Raw genomic sequence first — 16,257 nt, forward strand, 5'->3', positions numbered from 1 at the left:
ATTCTAAAAAAGGGGGTTCTTTTCTGAACCCCCTGTCATATACCCTACCTAAAAACACAATCTTGGAATATACTGTGCAATACTGAATATTTAATGAGTATATTAGAGGGAAAGATTATGGTAACTAAAAAAACCATTTTAGTTATAGATGATGAAATGATGTCTCGTTATACCTTAAATGTTCTTTTAGAACCAAAAAAATTCAATTTAATTTTTGCTGAAAATGGCAAACAAGGTTTAGAAAAACTCGAACATTTAACCCCCGATTTAATGTTATTAGATTTAATAATGCCCGGTATGAATGGTTTTGAAGTTTGCAAATATTTACGCGCCAATTCACGTTTCACTAAATTACCTGTTGTGATGATGACAGCTTGGGATGATGAAGAAACATATTTACGTTGCTTAAAACACGGTGCTTCCGATGTATTAAGTAAACCTTTTGAATATGCGGATTTAAATACTATGGTTGATTATTATCTAAATAAAAATTATGTCAGAAAATAGCACAGTTTTAATTGTTGATGACGATCCAATTTCTCGTTTTACAGTTAAAGCCTTACTTGAACAAGAAAAAATTTATAATTTAGAATTTGCTGAAAATGGAGAACAGGGTTTAAAAAAAGCCTTAGAAATAATACCTGATGTAATGTTACTTGATGTAATGATGCCGGGTATAGATGGTTTTGAAGTATGTAGGCGTTTACGCACTCACCATCATTTAGCTGAATTACCGATTGTCATGGTAACAACACTTGATGATAGAAAATCACGTTTGCGTGGTATTGAAGCTGGTGCCGATGACTTTATGAGCAAACCTTTTGATCAAGAAGAGTTATGCGCTCGTATTCGCACGATTACCCGCTTAAATCGTTATCGCCGATTAGTAGAAACTAAAGAACAATTATTTAATTTAGCTAACTACGATAGTTTAACCAAATTACCTAATCGTAGTTTATTGACGGAACGTTTACGTCAAAGTATAGAACGTGCAACTCGTTCTAGTCAAAGTGTTGCAGTATTAGCTTTAGAATTAGACAATTTCAAAACATTAAATGAATCGCTTGGGCATGAAATAGGCGATAAAATATTATGTGAAATTACACAACGTTTAAACAATACTATTTCTAATGGTGCCACAGTATCTCATTTTAGTGCTGATGAATTTGTGATTATTTTTGATACCGAAAATGCGGTTAAAGATATTAATGAGATTGCACCAGCTTTATTAGCTAATATTCAGAAACAGATGACTATTGATGACTATGAAATGGTTGTCACTGCCTGCATTGGTATAAGCGTTTTTCCTAATGATGCTGAAGATTCTGGAGATTTATTAAAACATGCAGAATTAGCATTATCGCGTGCTAAAAGCTCAGATAAAAATAGCTATCAATTTTTTACTAGCGAAATGAACGAAGTCGCGCTTGAACGTCTAAAACTTGAAAATAAACTACGTAAAGTCTTAAAGCAAGATGAATTACGTGTATATTATCAGCCACAAATAGAATTAAGTAATGGCAAATTAATTGGTATGGAAGCATTAGTGCGATGGCAAAATCCAGAATGGGGATTAGTGTCACCGGCTAAATTTGTACCGATTGCTGAAGAGACTGGTTTAATTATAGATATTGGGGAATGGGTTTTAAGAACAGCTTGCAAACAAAATAAAGCTTGGCAACGTGCTGGGCATTCACCAACTCGTGTCTCAGTAAATTTATCAAGTAGGCAATTTCAAATTCCAAATTTATTAGAAGTTATTAAAGATGCTTTAGATGAAAGTGAATTAGAACCAAAATATTTAGAGTTAGAATTAACAGAAAGTGTATTATTAGAAGATAGTATAGATAAGAAAAATAGTATCTTTTCAACATTAAGCGAATTACAAACAATGGGTGTCAAGATTGCAATTGATGATTTTGGCACTGGTTATTCATCTTTAAGTTATTTAAAACGTTTTCCAGTTAATACTCTAAAAATAGATCGTTCTTTTGTGAAAGATGTTTGTACTAATAATGATGATGCTGCGATTACTAGTGCAATTATTGCGATGGCACATAGTTTACGTTTATCAATAGTGGCAGAAGGTGTTGAAGATGCTGATCAATTAGCGTTTTTGAAAAAACGAGAATGTGAAGTTATACAAGGATATTATTTTAGCCGCCCATTATCAACAGGTGATATGACTAAAAAATTTGAAAAAATTGGAAGGCAGGCAATTTTTCAATAATATTTTGAACATGATTACAAGGATTTAAGGATTACCAGCATTGAAAATCATGTAAATCTTTTAATCCTTATAATTTCTCTTCTATAGTTCTAATGAATATGCTTTTATCGCCCAGATTTATGAGCCACCTTTGCAGTATCATTACTTAAAACGCCCTTATACTCTAACGCCTCTCAGCGCAACTGAGGTGCCTAAACCACAATATTTTGATAAAAATGGTAATCCATTAGCTGATGATGTTGCTGTAGATCAAAATTAAAAAGGGTGTTCAATATCAACCACATCCTTGTTTTGTTCCTGAATATCAGACGCTGTCTGAGTCTCAATTATCTAAAGGTTAATAATCCTAACTATCAGATGGTATTAGAAAAAAATCCTAATTTTCATGGTGAAACTTATCCTTCAGAAGGCGGTAAACCGCTACCTTTTATTGATAAAGCAATTTATAGCTTCGAAAAGGAATCTATTCCTTATTGGAATAAGTTTTTACAAGGTTATTATGACACTTCTAGTTTATCGCGATTGGAAGGATGAATCTAAGTCAATTGAAGTAGCACGTCGCTTAGTTGCTGAGGCTGGTTATCCAAATGGAGTTGATGCAAAAACTGGTAAACCATTGGTTTTGTATCTTGACTGGGTGAGGAGGGTATTAATGATCAAGCCAGACTTTTGTGGTATCGCAAGCAATTTAAAAAGTTGGGTATTCAATTGATTGCAAGAGTTACAGATTATAATCGTTTTCAGGATAAAACAAATTTTTGTACATTTGTCCAAAATATGCCACTGAGGATACGCCAGAACCTTATCGTGAATGGTTATTAGCTATTTCTGATGGCTTAGATTCAGCCACTGTGATGAAATACACTGGACTTTCCTCCGATGACTTAGCTACTTCGGGGGGAATTAGAGTTGATCGTGCTTTTTTGATTCCTTCGCCGCTGGGTGAGGTTTTTATCCATAATTTTGCACTCGCTTGTTCTGCTGGCAAGTTAATGTGTGGATGATTATATATTGTTTAGCGGCATGAACTCCATCACGACTGCTATATATTCCATCACCATCATCATCTAATTGTGGAACTTGTTTGCTTTTTATTTCTGCTACTGCTGCTAAAAAGGCTGTGTTTATATCATAACCTCAGCATAATGCAGGAATTAGTGTCTCAGAAAATTTTGAATTGTTCCATGCAACACTTTCAGCGTCGGAACTGGTTAATATTGTTCGTTTAGTGCCGCTGATGTCATCTATGAATGAGCCGCTGTAGCAGGTATCTATTATGATAATTTGTTCAGCATAAATTTTGTTTAATTGTTGTTGTAATTGCTGAGATGACAACCAATATTCACGATTTGCAGACTATCCTTTTGAGCATGTCCATGTATATAAAAGACAAATTGCTTAGTTGCATTAGCGGCAGTGTTAAATGCTGTTTCTAATTCTTGTTGTGGCTGAAATAATTCATAATCAACAATTTTTGCATCTCTACCACCTCCATGTAAATCTTGCCATTTTTGGGGATTCATGTAAATGATATTTTCATGCTTATAAGCTCTGCTAAATAGGGTTCTATACATACGTAATGCTAAATCGTTGCTGTAAGGAAATAGTGTATTTTGTTTATGTGCGCCGCTGGCTGCAATTATTATGGCATATTTTTCTTGTAGGCTGAAATGATTGAATTTCAAAATTGGCTGTAACTGATTTATTGCTATCCATAGTTAATCGACAACTGGAACTAGTTCCACTACAAGCACCGCCCCAAGCAGTAAATTTATAACATTGTTCAGGGGTTGCGGTTATTATAATTCTCTTTAGTAGAACCTGAGATGCTACCTCCATTTTCTGAAGATATTGTAAATTAGGCAAAGCATTAAAATTGGGAATGCTGCCGCTTAGTTGGTTATTCTCTAACTTTATTTTAATAACACCACCACTACTACAACTAACACCATACCAACTACAAGGCGTATTAGTAACATTCCAACCACTATTGTTTTTCCAATTAGCACCATTAGTACTGTTATAAAGCTCTAACAACGATTCACATTCACCTTTAGAAATTTCAGTGACTGCATCGCAGTTAGTTGCTGCTTGTATGATTGGACTTGTTCCTATCATCAAAATTAATACTACCCAACTTAGCCAATTGCTCAAGGGTTTGTAACATTTAATTTTCATAGTAATTCTACTATATAGATATATACCTTATGTAAGGTAATTTAAGCTTTATTATGGCTTGTGCCTATTACCTTACTTATAGTAAATGAGTATATCATAAAAATTTTCGGATATCGTACCCTTTTTTTGAACATGATTATAAGGATTTTAGGATTACCATGAATTTTAATACTGGTTAATAAATAAACGATACGAAGTCAGCGAAGCTAAGTAGTGGAGCGCAGCGGAATAAATCATGGTAATCCTAAAATCTTTATAATCATGTTCAAAAAAAGGGTAATTTAGCACATTCTTGTTGGGTTACGTTTTTTTACTGCGTAAAAAAATCTAACCCAACCTACAAAACTACAAAATTAAAAATTAACACGCTTATAAATCTGAGATAAACTCAATTCAGCATCTAAACAAGGCAGATGAATAGATTCATTCTCCTCAATATAAGTAGTTGCAAACCATTCTCCATCATCATTTTTACTGACAACAATCACAGAAGTTCTATCTTGTGCAACCATAAGGTAAGATTTAAGACTAGATATGGTTTGATAAGCTAATAGCTTTTCAATATGATCTTTATCCTGAGTTGAATCAGATAACACTTCAAAAATTATACAAGGATTATTTTTATAATAAGGATCTTCATCATCGGTATCGTCGCAGCTAAGAATAACATCTGGATAATAAAAACTTTTACGAGATTTAATACGTACTTTTATATCAGAAGTAAATACCTCATAATTTCCTCCCTTAGCATCAGCCTCATTATAAATAAAATTCGCTATATTCATAGCTATTCTATTATGTTGAACACTAGAACCAGCCATAGCAAAGACTTCTCCATCAATATACTCATGACGAATTTCACTTATTTTTTCACCATCAAGATATTCACATTCTGAGATATAATTATCAGCTATTTTTATAGCACTCATGTTAAACTCCGTGTTGCATTTTACTCTTGAAACATTTTAACATGTAAATCTAGTATCTATATGAAAAAAGTAGCTTCCTTACGCTACAGCGTGATTTTTAAAAAAGCTTTTTCTCAATCAGATATTTTCAAAGCCTTTGTCAAAGACTTTCTGGGAATTGAACTTAATATTAATAAGGTTGAAACGGAAAAATCGGATCATAGTTGATATTCAGCATGTAGTTGATATGGCAACTATTGATTTCGATCCAAAAGATCGCAAGGGTAATCCTTTAAACGAAATTGAACACAAAATTTTGTATATTTGTCCAAAATATGCCACTGAGGATACGCCAGAACCTTATCGTGAATGGTTATTAGCTATTTCCGACAGTTTGGATGAAGAAGTTAATGAAACGAAGTATCACAAAACGGAGATTAAACGAATTTTTGACTTGATTGCACAAGATTTAATCTCCCCGAAAGAATATGCTCGCATGAAAGAAGAATCTTCTATTGAGCAACTTCAGCAGGATAAATTTAAACAAGGTCAATTTGCTGAAAAACAAGAAACCGCACGCAAAATGTTAGCTGATGGATTAGATTCAGCCACTGTGATGAAATACACTGGACTTTCCTCTGATGACTTAGCTACTTTATAATATAGTTCAAAGACCTGTATTAATTCATTCCTAATTGATGGAGGATCATAGTCTCTGGCTTTAAGCTCACCTTAAATTATGGCTTGAAGGTAATAAACCTTGCCCCACGACAAATTACAATATCGGAGAACGGCTTTTGTTGGAATATGTTATAATTATAGTAGTTAATTCAGAGGTAATATATGTATAAAAACACAATCATTCCCCTTCTAAGCTTGTTATTATTAACAAGCTGTGACACTTGGAATAATCCTTATCCAAGTTCTTTAAATGGCAAAAATATTTTGTTTACTTCCTTTTCTGAACGCCCTAAACATCTTGATCCTGTGCGTTCTTATAGTTCTAATGAATATACTTTCATCGCGCAGATTTATGAGCCGCCTTTGCAGTATGATTATTTAAAACGCCCTTATACTCTCACGCCTCTCAGCGCAACTGAGGTGCCTAAACCACAATATTTTGATAAAAATGGTAATCAATTAGCTGATGATGTTGCTGTAGATCAAATTGATCATAGCGTCTATGAGATCAAAATTAAAAAAGGTATTCAATATCAACCACATCCTTGTTTTGTTGCTGAATATCAGACACTGTCTGAGTCGCAATTATCAAATATTCATCAATTATCTGACTTTGAAAAAACTGCTAGTCGTGAATTAGTGGCTAGTGATTTTGTCTATCAAATTAAGCGGCTAGCTCATCCAAAGCTTCATTCTCCTATTTATGGATTAATGAGTGAATATATTGTTGGTTTAAAGGATTTGAGACAAAAACTTAAAAAAGATCAAAATATTGATCTCACTCAGCACTCCTTATCAGGAATCGAAATTGTAGATAAATATACTTATAAAATTAAAATTAAAGGTAAATATCAGCAATTTATTTATTGGTTAGCAATGCCGTTTTTTGCCGCTATGCCGCCTGAAGCTGTTAAGTTTTATGCGCAACAAGGTTTGATTAAGCGCAATATTAGTCTTGATTGGTATCCAGTTGGAACAGGTGCTTATATGTTGACGGTTAATAATCCTAACTATCAGATGGTATTAGAAAAAAATCCTAATTTTCATGGTGAAACTTATCCTTCAGAAGCTGGTGAAGATCTACCTTTTATTGATAAAGCAATTTATAGCCTCGAAAAGGAATCGATTCCTTATTGGAATAAATTTTTACAAGGTTATTATGACGCATCAGGTATTTCCTCAGAGAATTTTGATCAAGTTGTAAGTATAGATAATGGTAATGCAACATTAAGTGATGACATGAAACAGAAAGGCATTCAATTAGTTACCAGTGTTCGTGCTAGCACATATTATTTAGGATTTAATATGTTAGATCCAGTTTTGGGTAATAAAGGTGGTGAATCAGCGCGTAAACTTAGACAAGCAATTTCTATTGCTATAAATGTAGAAGAATATATTTCTATTTTCCTAAATGATCGTGGTATAGCGGCTCAAAGCCCTTTACCTCCGGGTATTTACGGTTATCGAGATGGTAAAGATGGAATAAACCCTTATGTTTATGACTGGAAAAATGCTAAACCTGAACGTAAATCAATTGAAATAGCACGTCGTCTAGTTGCTGACGCTGGTTATCCAAATGGAATTGATGCAAAAACTGGCAAACCATTAGTATTGTATTTTGATTCCATGAGCGGCGGTGCTGATGATAAATCAAGATTAAATTGGTATCGCAAACAATTTAAGAAATTGAAAATTCAGTTAATTGTAAGGGCTACAGATTACAATCGCTTTCAAGACAAAATGAAAACTGGTAGTGCGCAAATATTTGGTTGGGGTTGGAATGCAGATTATCCTGATCCAGAAAATTTCCTATTTTTGCTTTATGGATCAAATGGAAAAACTAAATTTGGAGGAGAAAATGCTGCTAATTATCAAAATCCACGTTTTGATGCTTTGTTTGAACAAATGATAAATATGGATAATGGCGAAGCGCGACAAAAGATAATTGATGATATGATTGAAATACTTCGTTATGATGCGCCTTGGGTTTGGAATTATCATCCAATGGATTATAGTTTACTACATGAATATCTAACAAATTTCAAACCTAATGTGATGGCGAATAATACTTTAAAATATAAGCGTATTGATCCTGAAAAACGTGAACAATATCGTCAACAACATAATACACCAATTGTATTGCCTTTATGGTTATTATTGATTTTTATGGTTATTATTGTAATTCCAGCCGTTTTGTCATATCGAAAATCTGAACGTAAGGTGGTTAGTTAAAAAAGGTGAATTTATGCATCAAACAGCATTGAAATACGACGTTGAAATAAGACAAAATGGGAAATTAGAATTATCAGTACCATTCCAAGTTGGCACATATATCACGGTTTTTGTGATTTCAGAACCAGAAGTAATTGATAATTTTGATGATATTTTAGCTGCTACAAATAGTAGCCTTGACTTTTGGGATAACCATTTTGATGATGAGGATTGGAATTATGTACCAACAAGGTGATATTGTCTTAATTCCAGTTCCATTCACTGATTTATCGTCACAACGGAGACGCCCAGTGATTATTATTTCTAACCAAAGCTATAACCAAAAAACAAAAGACATTGTTGTTGTAGCGATGACATCTAATCCAGTCGAGGTTGATTACAGTTTTACTATTACCTCATCTGACTTAATAAAAGGGCAGTTAAATCGACCAGGTAAAGTGCGTGTAGATAAAATCTATACCTTATCACAAGATATTATAGTATCTAAATTTTGGACAGGTTAATAATAATATTATTAATAAGATTCGCAATCTGTTACTCGATTTAACAAATGGAGAAAAAACTTAATGTTTAATTACATTCTAAGAAGATTGGCTTATAGTATTCCTATACTTTTAGGAGTCAATATAATAACTTTTGTCTTGTTCTTTATGGTGAATACGCCTGATGATATGGCGCGTGTTCATTTAGGTGATAAGAATGTTACCGAAGAGCAAGTTGAACAATGGAAACATGAGCGCGGTTATGATTTACCTTTATTTTTCAATACTGATATAACTGAAACTATTTTTTATCAAAAATCAGTACCTCTGTTTTTGTTCCAATTTGGAAATTCTGATCAAGGGCGTAATATTAACCATGATATTAGTCAGCGTATGTGGCCAAGTTTGGCTTTAGCAGTGCCTACTATGATTGTTGGCTTGTTGATAAATATTAGTTTAGCACTGTTATTGATCTTTTTTCGTGGTACTTATCTTGATACCACTGGTGTTGTGATTGCAGTTATGTTGATGTCTATTTCTGGTATGTTTTATATTATTGGTGGACAATTTTTGATGAGCAAATTATGGCATTTAGTACCAATTTCTGGTTATGCTTATAGTTTCGATGCGTGGCGATTTTTAATCTTGCCAATTGTAATTGGCGTAATTAGTGGTATTGGTACAGGAACTCGTTGGTATCGCAGCATTTTCTTTGAAGAAATCAATAAAGACTATGTCAGAACAGCACGCGCTAAAGGCTTATCAGAATTCAAAGTATTATTTACTCATGTATTACACAATGCCATGATTCCAATATTAACAGGTGTAGTAGTTGTAATTCCAACACTATTTATGGGAAGTTTAATTATGGAAACATTTTTCGCGATTCCGGGGCTTGGTAGTTATACCATAGATGCAATTCAAGCACAAGATTTTGCGATAGTTCGTTCAATGGTATTTTTAGGTTCAGTATTATATATAATTGGATTAATTTTAACTGATATATCCTATACATGGGTTGATCCAAGAGTGAGATTGTCATAATGGGTGATATTAAAATAGTTGTACTTTGGACAGATAGTTTATTGTTCCTCTTGCTTGGTTTAGCACTATTTAGTGTGTTTCATATTTTAAAAAGTCCTTATTTAAGAAATACTTGGTACCAAGTGTTTCGCAGCAGACTCAGTATGTCGGCTTTTGTGGTATTGAGTTTTTATATTGCTGTGGGTTTTTTAGATAGTTTGCATTTTAGAACCGCTTTGCCCGCTTCGACGCAGTCGTCTGAAACTCATTATTCAGTTGAGGTTTATAGTGTTTTAGATGTCCTTTTTAGTTCTGTTCGTGAAAATCAGGAAAAAACTTATTCGGCTCCTTTTGCTACTACTCAGTTGAACAAGGAAAATATTGAGCAGCCAGATGGTACTTTTAAACGTGAATATCCGCGTTTAGAATATGCTGGTAGTCATTTAAAAGCTGATCTTAGTGATAAAACTTCAGATATTCTATATCGTAGTTTTATTGCAATTTTATGGGCAGTTTTCATTTGGGGAATTATTGTTATTATTGTCAGAGCTAAGGTAAATAAAAATAGTGATATTCCTTGGAATGTAGCCTTAATTACTGCTGGTATTTTGATATTGTGTATTAGTTGGTTTATACAAATGTCAAATGGCTATCATGTATTTGGTACTGATAAAGTTGGTGATGATGTTTTATATCAAGTGGTTAAAAGTATTAGAACCGGTTTAATTATAGGTACTGTTACAACGCTGATTATGCTGCCTTTAGCAATAATGCTTGGTATTATGGCTGGTTATTTTCGCGGTTGGGTTGATGATATTATTCAATACTTATATACCACTTTAAATTCAATACCCAGCATACTATTAATTGCTGCCGCTATTTTAACTTTAAATGTTTATATAGATGGTCATGCTGATTTATTCCAGACTGAAGCTCAACGGGCTGATATGAGGTTGTTATTTCTTTGTATGATATTAGGAATAACCAGTTGGACTGGTTTATGTCGCTTATTACGAGCTGAAACTTTAAAATTGCGTGAATTAGGTTATGTTCAAGCAGCACAAGTATTTGGGGTTAGCAAGTTACAAATTATTAAACGCCATTTATTGCCTAATTTAATGCACATTGTATTAATTTCAATCGTCATTGATTTTAGTATTTTAGTGTTAGCAGAAGCAGTTCTGTCATATTTAGGCATTGGTGTTGATCCTAGTACTTCTAGTTGGGGTAATATGATTAATGCTGCAAGGCTAGAATTGGCGCGTGAACCAGTGGTATGGTGGTCACTTGCGGCGGCATTTATTTTTATGTTTGTTTTAGTTTTAGCGGCTAATTTATTTTCTGACGCTGTTCGTAAAGCTTTTGATCCTAGGGGCAATTCATGATAAAAAAATTACTTAAAGTTGAAAATTTATCGGTTCGTTTTGCTGATGAACAAGTCGTTAAAAATATCAATTTTCATATCAATCAGGGAGAAGTTTTTGCTCTGGTTGGAGAATCTGGTAGCGGTAAATCTGTCTCTGCCTTGTCAATTTTAAGATTATTGCCCGAAGCGGCAGCAATTGATTCTGGTAATGTCTATTTTGGCAAACAGAATATTTTTTCGTTCTCAGAACGACAAATGAGAACTATTCGTGGTTTAGGTATTTCAATGATATTTCAAGAACCTATGACCAGCTTAAACCCTGTTCATACGGTTGAACAACAGATCATTGAAATCTTAAATTTACATACTGATTTATCAGCCCAAGCGGCTAAGGATCGTGTAATTGAATTGCTCAAATTGGTAGAATTAACTCCAAAACTTATAAGCCAATATCCACATCAACTTTCCGGTGGTATGAAGCAACGAGTGATGATTGCGATGGCTTTAGCTTGCAATCCTAAATTATTGATAGCCGATGAACCAACAACTGCGCTTGATGTCACAGTTCAAATGCAAATTTTGGGCTTACTGAAGAATTTACAACAACAGCAAAACTTAGCAATTCTGTTGATTACTCATGATTTAAGCGTTGTAGCCAAAATGGCTGATCGAGTTGCGGTGATGCGTGATGGAGAAATTTTAGAACAAGCAACAGCGGCAGAATTTTTTAAAGCACCTAAACATGAATATAGCCAAACTCTGCTGAACGCTGTTTTAACCAAGCGCAAACAAGTAGAATCTGATCCAAATTCAGCGGCTTTATTGAAAGTTAAAAACTTGAAAGTCTATTTTCCAATACATAAAGGGCTATTTCGCCGTGTAGTAGATCATATTAAAGCGGTTGACGATATTTCATTAGAAATTGAAGCTGGTAAAACCTTGGCTGTAGTTGGAGAATCAGGCAGCGGCAAAACCACAATAGCACATACGATAGTAAAACTATTAAAACCTACAGATGGTAAAATAATATTTGATGGTAAAGATCGTGGAGATATACAAATAATTTTCCAAGATCCTTATGCCTCCTTAAATCCGCGCATGAGAATTGGCGATATTATTGAAGAAGGTATGCAAGCCTTAAAGGTTGGTAATAATAAAATTGAGCGGCAACAACAAATAAATGAACTACTAAAAAAAGTAGGTTTAACAACAGAAATGAAAGCGCGTTTTCCACATGAATTTTCTGGTGGGCAACGTCAACGTATAGCAATAGCACGAGCCTTAGCAGTAAAACCAAAGCTAATAATCTGCGACGAACCAACAAGTGCATTAGATGTATCAGTACGTTCACAAATACTAGATTTATTGACACAACTACAACGCGACGAAGGCTTAACATATTTAGTAATTACCCATGACATGTCAGTAGTTGGCAACTTTGCGGATAGAGTTGCAGTTATGTACCAAGGCAAGATCGTAGAACATGGCACAGTTACAGAAGTATTTGATAATCCTAAACAAAAATATACACAGACATTGTTGAGTTCAGTTTTGACTATGCCATCTTAAAAATTATGGTAGGGGCAATCCTTTATGGTTGCCCAAATTGTTTTTAACAGCTATAAAAATTAAAACACCAACTCATAATAAACCCCACGCCCACTACCAAATTTTTTCATAACAGCCTTTTCTACCAAATCAGCTAAATCACGACTAGCGGTAATGCGTGTAGTTTTTGCAATTCCAGTATATTTACGAACTCTCATGCCACCTTCAAAATTATCAGGCAAAGCTAAAAGCATCTTCTTTATAACCTTTTTTTGCCGTTCATTAAGCTTTGTATCTCGATGTTTATCCCAAAATTTGGCTTTTTTCTGAATAGATTCAAGTTTAACTAATGTTTCATCTATACAAGCATCAAGCAGAGATACAAACCACTCTATCCAAGCAGTTATATCTAAATCTATCTGCTTACAGACGCTATCAAGCACACTATAGTACTGTTTTCGTCTGTTATGTATTATAGTTGATATAGAATAAAAGTTAGCATTAGTCAAACTAGCAGATGCCAATACAAAATCAGTAATAGCTCTCGCGATTCGCCCATTGCCATCATCAAAAGGGTGAATCAGAACAAACCAAAGATGCGCTATAGATGCTTTATAAAATATATTTTTTTCATTGTTACTATTTAACCATATTAAAAACTCACTCATTAGTTCTTCAATTTGTTTTGAAGGAGGAGCTATATAATGAATTTTTTCTCTGCCCCAAGCTCCAGAGACTATTTTCATATCCTCTTTACCACTACGATACTCTCCCATAGGAAACAGTGCTTTATGCCAACGACAAAGTCGTTCTTTAGTCAATGGCTGTTTTGCATTCTGTTTCGCATCTATTGTGATTTCAACAATTGCATCACTCTGCACTGTAGTCTTCTAATCCAAGTTTTAAAATTTTATTGATAGATGAATGAACTGAAGAGCGTTGTAATATTTCACCTTCAATAGCTGAAGTTGCTATGGCTTCACTAGAAAGTATATCTATAAATAGTGCTTTAGTATCATCACTACTTATAAATTTTTCAATCGCATTTAATTGACCAAACTTATAGTTGATACGTTTTTGCAATTTAAATGTATCATGGCATAAACTAAAACAACTCAATATCCTCAGCCATTGCAATTCCAAGCGTCTTACACTTCCCAATAGCCTCATCAGTAAAACCACCCAAAGATAAAAAGCCTGATAAAATCACATGATCTGAATTTAATCCTTTATAAACCTCAACTTTTTCTTGAAAGTCATCTATAATCTTACCAGCAGTTTTAGCTTTAGTTTTCTTAACTTCAACTAATACAATGCGCCCACAATCTGAAATAGCAGCAATATCAACTTCCATCACCTTGCCATCTTGACGCTGAAATTGAATTCGTTCTTTCACTTCAATAATGTTTAAAACTGTATTATCAGTTACATTTGCAAAAAATTCAGACAGTGCAAAACGCTTTTTGCTTCTAAAAGCAGTGGCTAATTGAGATTCAGCTAATTTGCCAGATAAATAATTAACCTTGCCTTGTAAGCGTTTATTTTCAGCAACTAGTTTATCGGTAAAGTCTTGTTTTAAATCAGGCACAATTCCAAGAATTTGTTCTTGAAAGCGATTTTTAATAATTAAATTAAGTGTACCATCTTTTAATGCTTTAAATTGATAGTCTGAAGTTCCTCTTTGTATAATTTCAGCATTAGATAGGATAATTAATTGTCGATAAATATCATCTACATCCAAAGCCAGTTTCATTTCCCTTTTTAACTGAATTGGATTCCAAAAACGCTTATGGTATTTGTATAACCAAAGTAATATATTTTTAGCATTTTTATCATTTACTTGATCTAAGGTTAATACTAAATATTCATTCCAAGTCATTGACATTTCAGAATCTCTATCTGAAAATTCATAATTAACTGTATCAATTACTCCTTTACGAGTAGTTAAATCTTTGTTCTGATAGTCACTTTGAATTACACAATAAATAACAAATGGATCAGACATGCACAATTCATTAATTTCTATGGCGGTTTTATTATTGATAGCTTGATTATAAAAAACTGCATATTTATAAACTGCTTGTAAGCCAGCTTCTTTAGTAAGATAAGGAGACATACGTGTTATTTTTAGTCGCCCAGCTTCTAAGTATTTATTAATAACCTGAATTAACCAAGCTACGTAGGAGCCAGTTACTAACATTGGTGCTAATTTTGATTCTGATAGAGAATGGTAACTGCCTGCTAGAGTTTCATCTGGTTCACCTTTGCATTGTTCATCTCGATAAACATATTTAGTAATGTTTTGAAATTCATCTAAAATTACTAAAAAATTAATATCAAGAACCGCAGCATAACGATGTGGTGCTTCACAAGCTGTATCCCACATTAAATTAAAATTACCTCGTTCCATATCTTTTAATAAAGAATCAACATCATCAACTAAAGGCTTTATAGATTTTGTGATACCGTACAGATTAATTTCTTCTAAAGACAGTGGTTTATTAACCAAGTTAATTTGTCTTTCCAAAAAAGAGATATATTGTGAAGCAAAAGCCCGGTAATATTTAATAGCCAAATCTGGAAACCAAATTTTATTTTCAGCAAAGTCAAAATAAAATGGTATAAGCTTTCCATTAGCACTCCAAAGTTGATTGAAGATGCGTTGTACAAACACAGTTTTTCCGCTTTTTCGGCGGGCTAGAATTACTTTGGATTTGGATAGTTTTTTTGGGATGTTGGCTATCCAGTTATTAAATAGCTCAAATTCTTGTTCTCGCCCTACTAATAAGTTGGGTTCACCGATTTTTTCGGCTAGGGGGTATTGGATTAGGTTCATAATTTACAGAAATAAAGTAACTTTTATATTCAAGCTATTGATTTTATTAGATGGCAGTTTAAGTTTCCAAGATATTTTTTTTCAACTTGTATTTGTTCTTGGGTTAGAAATGTGTTTATAATATAGTTTTACATTATAAAAAAAGTATTATGAATAAATATATCCCACTATTAATATATTTTATACTGTCTTGGTTGACAGTGACGCTACAAGCGGCACCTCCGCCTAATTCCACTATAGATAATAGCAATTATCCTAAATTAGATTCAAGCACGGGAAATTTCCATTTCCCTGCTGTGAAAGTTGGTTTTTCCTTTTTTGAGGTAGAATTAAAACGGATTTCAGCTTTGCCTATGCAGTTTGAATTGCTGCCAAATCTTAAGCAAATATCTGAAGCTCCTTTTCCGGGTGATACTGCCTATTATGATATTGATACTAAGCTTGTTGAAGTACCTGCTCTTTATATTTACACAGATGCCGGAAAATGGGAGGCTTGGGAAGCAACTATAAATTTGTTGCCTGATACTAATCCGTTACAGGTAGAATTTAAACACTTAGAACCTTTGCCGTTTTTTTCTGGATTTAAAACTGTTAAACCACAAGTAACTAGTGTTGATTTAACTTGGGAGGCGGCTACTGGTAGTGTTACGCCTGATGAGTTGAAATATGAGATTCATTTAAGTCAGACTGCTGATTTTACGCCAGATAGCACTACGCTACAAACCACTTTGGATAATGAAACTGAATATCAAATTATCGGTTTAGAGCCAAAT

General features: G+C 33.6%; 22 protein-coding genes. 15 read left to right on the top strand and 7 right to left on the bottom strand.

Annotated features, from left to right (window positions below; genetic code table 11):
- Positions 1-117: 117 nt before the first annotated feature.
- The 6 genes from BHU68_RS10550 (at position 118) to BHU68_RS10565 (ending at position 3,234) form a co-directional block, all read left to right on the top strand.
- Entirely contained in the window at positions 118-507 is a 390-nt protein-coding gene (locus BHU68_RS10550; protein ID WP_069471152.1) for a response regulator, read from the top strand.
- On the top strand, positions 494-2,230 hold the full coding sequence (locus BHU68_RS10555) for a two-component system response regulator (RefSeq protein WP_069471153.1): 1,737 nt from the start codon (positions 494-496) through the stop codon (positions 2,228-2,230). The genes BHU68_RS10550 and BHU68_RS10555 overlap by 14 nt, the downstream gene beginning before the upstream one ends.
- A gap of 130 nt (positions 2,231-2,360) precedes the next feature.
- Positions 2,361-2,489, top strand: a complete 129-nt coding sequence (locus BHU68_RS18090; RefSeq protein ID WP_256359163.1) for a hypothetical protein — start codon at positions 2,361-2,363, stop codon at positions 2,487-2,489.
- A gap of 98 nt (positions 2,490-2,587) precedes the next feature.
- A complete protein-coding gene (locus BHU68_RS17295) occupies positions 2,588-2,764 on the top strand; it encodes a hypothetical protein (protein WP_171899553.1) in 177 nt (58 codons plus the stop codon).
- Positions 2,730-2,942, top strand: a complete 213-nt coding sequence (locus tag BHU68_RS10560; RefSeq protein ID WP_069471154.1) for a hypothetical protein — start codon at positions 2,730-2,732, stop codon at positions 2,940-2,942. The genes BHU68_RS17295 and BHU68_RS10560 overlap by 35 nt, the downstream gene beginning before the upstream one ends.
- A gap of 46 nt (positions 2,943-2,988) precedes the next feature.
- Positions 2,989-3,234: a hypothetical protein gene (locus BHU68_RS10565; RefSeq protein ID WP_069471155.1), complete on the top strand. Its 246-nt coding sequence runs from the start codon at positions 2,989-2,991 to the stop codon at positions 3,232-3,234.
- Positions 3,235-3,367: 133 nt separating this feature from the next.
- Here BHU68_RS10565 and BHU68_RS16955 read toward each other — a convergent pair whose 3' ends face one another.
- The 4 genes from BHU68_RS16955 to BHU68_RS10580 all read right to left on the bottom strand — a co-directional run bounded on the left by BHU68_RS16955 (position 3,368) and on the right by BHU68_RS10580 (position 5,337).
- Positions 3,368-3,565: a C13 family peptidase gene (locus tag BHU68_RS16955; protein ID WP_141699487.1), complete on the bottom strand. Its 198-nt coding sequence runs from the start codon at positions 3,563-3,565 to the stop codon at positions 3,368-3,370.
- Positions 3,535-3,915, bottom strand: a complete 381-nt coding sequence (locus tag BHU68_RS16960; RefSeq protein WP_141699488.1) for a hypothetical protein — start codon at positions 3,913-3,915, stop codon at positions 3,535-3,537. The genes BHU68_RS16955 and BHU68_RS16960 overlap by 31 nt, the downstream gene beginning before the upstream one ends.
- Positions 3,848-4,408, bottom strand: a complete 561-nt coding sequence (locus tag BHU68_RS10575; protein WP_069471157.1) for an InlB B-repeat-containing protein — start codon at positions 4,406-4,408, stop codon at positions 3,848-3,850. The genes BHU68_RS16960 and BHU68_RS10575 overlap by 68 nt, the downstream gene beginning before the upstream one ends.
- Before the next feature lie 353 nt (positions 4,409-4,761).
- A complete protein-coding gene (locus BHU68_RS10580) occupies positions 4,762-5,337 on the bottom strand; it encodes a Uma2 family endonuclease (RefSeq protein ID WP_069471158.1) in 576 nt (191 codons plus the stop codon).
- A 60-nt stretch (positions 5,338-5,397) separates the two neighbouring features.
- Here BHU68_RS10580 and BHU68_RS17925 point away from each other — a divergent pair, with 60 nt between their 5' ends.
- The 8 genes from BHU68_RS17925 to BHU68_RS10615 all read left to right on the top strand — a co-directional run bounded on the left by BHU68_RS17925 (position 5,398) and on the right by BHU68_RS10615 (position 12,669).
- Complete coding sequence (locus BHU68_RS17925; protein ID WP_253180972.1) at positions 5,398-5,544, top strand: hypothetical protein; 147 nt, start codon at positions 5,398-5,400, stop codon at positions 5,542-5,544.
- On the top strand, positions 5,516-5,977 hold the full coding sequence (locus BHU68_RS10585) for a hypothetical protein (protein WP_253181233.1): 462 nt from the start codon (positions 5,516-5,518) through the stop codon (positions 5,975-5,977). The genes BHU68_RS17925 and BHU68_RS10585 overlap by 29 nt, the downstream gene beginning before the upstream one ends.
- 182 nt (positions 5,978-6,159) lie before the next feature.
- Positions 6,160-8,229: an ABC transporter substrate-binding protein gene (locus BHU68_RS10590; RefSeq protein WP_069471160.1), complete on the top strand. Its 2,070-nt coding sequence runs from the start codon at positions 6,160-6,162 to the stop codon at positions 8,227-8,229.
- A gap of 13 nt (positions 8,230-8,242) precedes the next feature.
- The gene (locus BHU68_RS10595) at positions 8,243-8,464 is read left to right on the top strand and encodes a hypothetical protein (RefSeq protein ID WP_069471161.1); all 222 of its coding nucleotides are present in this window, start codon (positions 8,243-8,245) and stop codon (positions 8,462-8,464) included.
- Positions 8,448-8,732, top strand: coding sequence for a type II toxin-antitoxin system PemK/MazF family toxin (locus BHU68_RS10600; RefSeq protein ID WP_216092880.1), 285 nt, complete (start codon positions 8,448-8,450; stop codon positions 8,730-8,732). Before BHU68_RS10595 ends, BHU68_RS10600 begins: the two co-directional genes overlap by 17 nt.
- A gap of 63 nt (positions 8,733-8,795) precedes the next feature.
- Positions 8,796-9,755: an ABC transporter permease gene (locus BHU68_RS10605; RefSeq protein ID WP_069471162.1), complete on the top strand. Its 960-nt coding sequence runs from the start codon at positions 8,796-8,798 to the stop codon at positions 9,753-9,755.
- A complete protein-coding gene (locus BHU68_RS10610; RefSeq protein ID WP_069471163.1) occupies positions 9,755-11,119 on the top strand; it encodes an ABC transporter permease in 1,365 nt (454 codons plus the stop codon). The genes BHU68_RS10605 and BHU68_RS10610 overlap by 1 nt, the downstream gene beginning before the upstream one ends.
- Entirely contained in the window at positions 11,116-12,669 is a 1,554-nt protein-coding gene (locus BHU68_RS10615; protein WP_069471164.1) for an ABC transporter ATP-binding protein, read from the top strand. Before BHU68_RS10610 ends, BHU68_RS10615 begins: the two co-directional genes overlap by 4 nt.
- A gap of 59 nt (positions 12,670-12,728) precedes the next feature.
- Here BHU68_RS10615 and BHU68_RS10620 read toward each other — a convergent pair whose 3' ends face one another.
- Genes BHU68_RS10620 through BHU68_RS10625 form a run of 3 tightly spaced genes read right to left on the bottom strand, consistent with a single transcriptional unit; the run spans position 12,729 to position 15,484 of the window.
- Complete coding sequence (locus BHU68_RS10620; protein WP_083234971.1) at positions 12,729-13,529, bottom strand: Fic family protein; 801 nt, start codon at positions 13,527-13,529, stop codon at positions 12,729-12,731.
- Positions 13,519-13,767: a DUF4172 domain-containing protein gene (locus BHU68_RS16525; RefSeq protein WP_171899635.1), complete on the bottom strand. Its 249-nt coding sequence runs from the start codon at positions 13,765-13,767 to the stop codon at positions 13,519-13,521. The genes BHU68_RS10620 and BHU68_RS16525 overlap by 11 nt, the downstream gene beginning before the upstream one ends.
- A complete protein-coding gene (locus BHU68_RS10625) occupies positions 13,754-15,484 on the bottom strand; it encodes a hypothetical protein (protein WP_069471165.1) in 1,731 nt (576 codons plus the stop codon). The genes BHU68_RS16525 and BHU68_RS10625 overlap by 14 nt, the downstream gene beginning before the upstream one ends.
- Before the next feature lie 149 nt (positions 15,485-15,633).
- Here BHU68_RS10625 and BHU68_RS10630 point away from each other — a divergent pair.
- A partial coding sequence (locus BHU68_RS10630; RefSeq protein ID WP_141700079.1) for a hypothetical protein occupies positions 15,634-16,257 on the top strand: 624 nt, incomplete at its 3' end.

It is taken from the genome of Candidatus Marithrix sp. Canyon 246, assembly GCF_001723685.1.
In the GTDB taxonomy this organism is placed as follows: Bacteria; Pseudomonadota; Gammaproteobacteria; order Beggiatoales; family Beggiatoaceae; genus Marithrix.

Coding starts and splice junctions, on each gene's coding strand:
- BHU68_RS10550 (WP_069471152.1), top strand. CDS start 118: ATGGTAACTAAAAAAACCATTTTAGTTATAGATGATGAAATGATGTCT.
- BHU68_RS10555 (WP_069471153.1), top strand. CDS start 494: ATGTCAGAAAATAGCACAGTTTTAATTGTTGATGACGATCCAATTTCT.
- BHU68_RS17295 (WP_171899553.1), top strand. CDS start 2,588: ATGGTATTAGAAAAAAATCCTAATTTTCATGGTGAAACTTATCCTTCA.
- BHU68_RS10560 (WP_069471154.1), top strand. CDS start 2,730: ATGACACTTCTAGTTTATCGCGATTGGAAGGATGAATCTAAGTCAATT.
- BHU68_RS10575 (WP_069471157.1), bottom strand. CDS start 4,408: ATGAAAATTAAATGTTACAAACCCTTGAGCAATTGGCTAAGTTGGGTA.
- BHU68_RS10580 (WP_069471158.1), bottom strand. CDS start 5,337: ATGAGTGCTATAAAAATAGCTGATAATTATATCTCAGAATGTGAATAT.
- BHU68_RS17925 (WP_253180972.1), top strand. CDS start 5,398: ATGAAAAAAGTAGCTTCCTTACGCTACAGCGTGATTTTTAAAAAAGCT.
- BHU68_RS10590 (WP_069471160.1), top strand. CDS start 6,160: ATGTATAAAAACACAATCATTCCCCTTCTAAGCTTGTTATTATTAACA.
- BHU68_RS10595 (WP_069471161.1), top strand. CDS start 8,243: ATGCATCAAACAGCATTGAAATACGACGTTGAAATAAGACAAAATGGG.
- BHU68_RS10600 (WP_216092880.1), top strand. CDS start 8,448: ATGTACCAACAAGGTGATATTGTCTTAATTCCAGTTCCATTCACTGAT.
- BHU68_RS10605 (WP_069471162.1), top strand. CDS start 8,796: ATGTTTAATTACATTCTAAGAAGATTGGCTTATAGTATTCCTATACTT.
- BHU68_RS10610 (WP_069471163.1), top strand. CDS start 9,755: ATGGGTGATATTAAAATAGTTGTACTTTGGACAGATAGTTTATTGTTC.
- BHU68_RS10615 (WP_069471164.1), top strand. CDS start 11,116: ATGATAAAAAAATTACTTAAAGTTGAAAATTTATCGGTTCGTTTTGCT.
- BHU68_RS10625 (WP_069471165.1), bottom strand. CDS start 15,484: ATGAACCTAATCCAATACCCCCTAGCCGAAAAAATCGGTGAACCCAAC.